This window comes from Streptomyces sp. SM1 (genome assembly GCF_002910825.1).
In the GTDB taxonomy this organism is placed as follows: Bacteria; Actinomycetota; Actinomycetes; order Streptomycetales; family Streptomycetaceae; genus Streptomyces; species Streptomyces okerensis.
In genome coordinates, this window is record NZ_NEUB01000010.1 from 1 (window position 1) to 2,987 (window position 2,987).

Annotated in this window: 3 protein-coding genes and 1 pseudogene; 3 read left to right on the forward strand and 1 reads right to left on the reverse strand. The window is 74.3% G+C overall.

All coding sequences use genetic code 11. The features are described from left to right. The 3 genes and pseudogenes from B9S61_RS00085 to B9S61_RS00095 form a co-directional block, all read left to right on the forward strand. A pseudogene (locus tag B9S61_RS00085) lies at nucleotides 1-192 on the forward strand (oxidoreductase); the annotation flags it as partial. Nucleotides 193-263: 71 nt separating this feature from the next. Further along, on the forward strand, nucleotides 264-587 hold the full coding sequence (locus B9S61_RS00090) for a plasmid stabilization protein (RefSeq protein WP_103540327.1): 324 nt from the start codon (nucleotides 264-266) through the stop codon (nucleotides 585-587). Nucleotides 588-664: 77 nt separating this feature from the next. Further along, nucleotides 665-1,384: an endonuclease V gene (locus B9S61_RS00095; protein ID WP_103540328.1), complete on the forward strand. Its 720-nt coding sequence runs from the start codon at nucleotides 665-667 to the stop codon at nucleotides 1,382-1,384. A gap of 80 nt (nucleotides 1,385-1,464) precedes the next feature. Here B9S61_RS00095 and B9S61_RS00100 read toward each other — a convergent pair whose 3' ends face one another. Further along, nucleotides 1,465-2,640: a trans-acting enoyl reductase family protein gene (locus tag B9S61_RS00100; protein WP_103540329.1), complete on the reverse strand. Its 1,176-nt coding sequence runs from the start codon at nucleotides 2,638-2,640 to the stop codon at nucleotides 1,465-1,467. Nucleotides 2,641-2,987: the final 347 nt, after the last annotated feature.

Consider the following 2,987-nt stretch of genomic DNA (forward strand, 5'->3'; position numbering starts at 1 on the left):
GGCGTCGCCTGGCTCCCGCACAGCCGCAGCGCCGCGCTCGCCGTCGGCCCCACCGGAACCGACCTGACCACCGACGCCGGCCGCACCTGGCGGACCGTCGACAGCGGCTCGTACGACACGGTCGACTGCACGCCCGACCACGGGTGCTGGGCCGCGGGGGAGAAGGGGCGGGTGGCCCGCCTGGACCCCTGACGCATGCGAGGGGCCCTGAACGCTGCCGACATGGGTACCCGTTCGCTGTACGCGAGAGGAAGGGAGCGGACATGCCAAGCGGTTCCAGCCCCAAGCGGGAGCGTCAGTACGAGCACATCAAGGACAGCGCCGAGGACCGGGGCGAGAGCACCGGACGCGCCAAGGAGATCGCCGCGCGGACGGTGAACAAGGAGCGCGCCCGGTCCGGCGAATCGAAGACGGCCAGCCGCACGTCGACGCAGGACATGTCGTCCGGCAAGCGCGGCGGGCAGCGGTCCGGCAAGGGCTCCCAGGGCCCCACACGTGACCAGCTGTACGAGGAGGCCAAGAAGCGGAACGTCGAGGGCCGTTCGAACATGAACAAGAGCCAGCTCCAGCGGGCGCTCGGCAAGTGAGCCGCCTCCGCGCGGAGGCGCGCGGCCGCTGGAACCCCCTCCGCGCGGAGCACCCCCGCCCCGTAGGCTCAGCCACCATGGCGACCGAGAGCACACCCGCCGGCCGGCCGGTGACCGAGGAAGAGGCCCGTGCGGTGCAGGACGGACTCCGCGCGAGGGTGGTGCTCGACGAACCGGGCCCGCCGCCCGGCACGGGCCATGTCACCGGAGTCGACGTGGCGTACGACGACGAGCGGGACCTGGTCGCCGCCGCGGCCGTCGTCCTGGACGCGGCGAGCCTGGAGGTCGTCGCCGAGGCCACGGCCGTCGGCCGGATCTCCTTCCCGTACGTTCCGGGACTGCTCGCCTTCCGTGAGATCCCCACCGTGCTCGCCGCGCTCGACGCCCTGCCGTGCCCGCCCGGCCTGGTGGTCTGCGACGGCTACGGCCTCGCCCACCCACGCCGCTTCGGCCTGGCCAGCCACCTCGGCGTCCTCACGGGCCTGCCGACGATCGGCGTCGCCAAGAATCCCTTCACCTTCACCCACGACGCACCCGGCACCTCGCGCGGCAGCACGTCCCCGCTGCTCGCGGGCAGCGAGGAGGTCGGCCGCGCCCTGCGCACCAGGGACGCCGTCAAGCCGGTCTTCGTCTCGGTCGGCCACCGGGTGAGCCTGGACAACGCCTGCGCCCACACCCTCGCCCTGACCCCCGCCTACCGCCTCCCCGAAACCACCCGCAGAGCGGACGCCCTGTGCCGTCGGGCGCTCGCGGAGGCCGTCCTCTCGCACCCCGTTGAGGGCGCGCCCCCGAGCTGACCGGGTGCGCGGCTTGCACCGGAGGGCACCAGCGTCCACACGTCGGCCGAGGGGCCGCCGCGGTCCTGCCCGCCGGGTGGTCAGCGGGTCGCCGCGACGCGGAAGCGGATGCCCGCCGCCCGCAGACGGTCGATCAGCGCGTCGCCCATCGCCACCGCGGTCGTGACCTGCCCCGCCGTCGTCGGGAGGTCGTCGAGGGCGAGGCAGAGGGCGCCCTCGGCCAGCATCTTCGCCGTCTCGTCGTAGCCGGGGTCGCCGCCCGCCACCTCCGTGTACACCCGCTGCCCGCCGCCCTCGCCGACGAAGCGGACGGTGAACCAGCTTCTGGCGCGCTTCTCCGGGCTCGGCCCGTCGCCGGGCCTGAACCGGTCGGAGAGACGGCGCCGCAGCGACGGCAACTGGGCCGCCGTGACCAGCGCCCCCACGGCCGCCACCCCGCCCACCGCCACCGGGAGACGGCGCACGGCCGCGTAGTGCCGGTAGCGGAAGTCGGGACCGTACCGGTCGAGTGCCTTCGCCGAGCGGCGCACGATCTGCCCGTCGATCGTCGGCAGGGGCAGGGCCCAGGCGCCGACCTCCCGTGCGTAGTGCGGCGCGCCCAGCGGGGCCGAGGTCCGGCGGTCCACCAGCCGCGGCTCGTGGTGCCTGCGCTCGCGGGCCGCCGCGCGGAGCCTCCGGTGCCCGGCGAACTGGTTCAGCGCCGAGGCGAAGGTCCCGCCCGAGAAGGCCGCGTCGACGGTGACGAAGCCGTCCACGGTCAGCGGCACCCCCTCCGGCAGTTGCCGCACGGTGAAGTACGCGCCCAGGTCGTGCGGCACCGAGTCGAAACCACAGGCGTGCACGAGCCGCGCCCCGGTCTCCCGGGCGCGTGCGTCATGACGGACGTACATCAGGTCCACGAACTCGGGCTCACCCGTCAGGTCGACATAGTCCGTCCCGGTGTCCGCGCAGGCGGCCACGAGTTCCTCGCCGTACTCGGTGTACGGGCCCACGGTCGTGGCCACCACGCGCGCGTGTTCGGCCAGGGCGCGCAGCGAGTCGGGGTCGGACACGTCCGCCCGCAGCACCCCGATCCCCGCGCCGCCGGGCAGCCGCTCCCGCAGCCGTTCCAGCTTTCCGGTACTGCGGCCGGCGATCGCCCAGCGCAGCCCGGCGGGTGCGTGGCCGGCGAGGTACTCCGCGGTCAGCGTCCCGACGAAGCCGGTCGCTCCGAAGAGCACGATGTCGTACGGACGGTCCGTGTTCAGCCTGCTCATGACACCCCTTGATCGTGCAGCCGCGCCGCTGTCGGTGGCCGAGGCTAGCGTGAGGGGTGCGGAGCCCGACGAGGAGCCCGGAGGAAACCGGTGGCCGTTCCCTCGAACCATCCTGAAGAAGTGGGAAAAAGCACGCGACTGTGTGCCGGCCCTGCCGCGACCTGCCCGTCCCCATCCCGAGGGTGTCTCGCGGTCTCCACCACCGCCGCCTCCTTCCCCGTCCCCGTCAGCCGTTACGTCCGCCGCCGCCTCCGGGTGCCTTCCCGCGCGGTCCCCGCGCGTGCTGAGCGGGGTGCGGCTGCGGGAGGCGCTGATCGCGGAGACGGACCGGGGAGCGCCGGATGACC

What these genes read in the sequence shown, in the direction of transcription:
- B9S61_RS00090 (WP_103540327.1), top strand. Translation starts at nt 264, where the DNA reads ATGCCAAGCGGTTCCAGCCCCAAGCGGGAGCGTCAGTACGAGCACATC.
- B9S61_RS00095 (WP_103540328.1), top strand. Translation starts at nt 665, where the DNA reads ATGGCGACCGAGAGCACACCCGCCGGCCGGCCGGTGACCGAGGAAGAG.
- B9S61_RS00100 (WP_103540329.1), bottom strand. Translation starts at nt 2,640, where the DNA reads ATGAGCAGGCTGAACACGGACCGTCCGTACGACATCGTGCTCTTCGGA.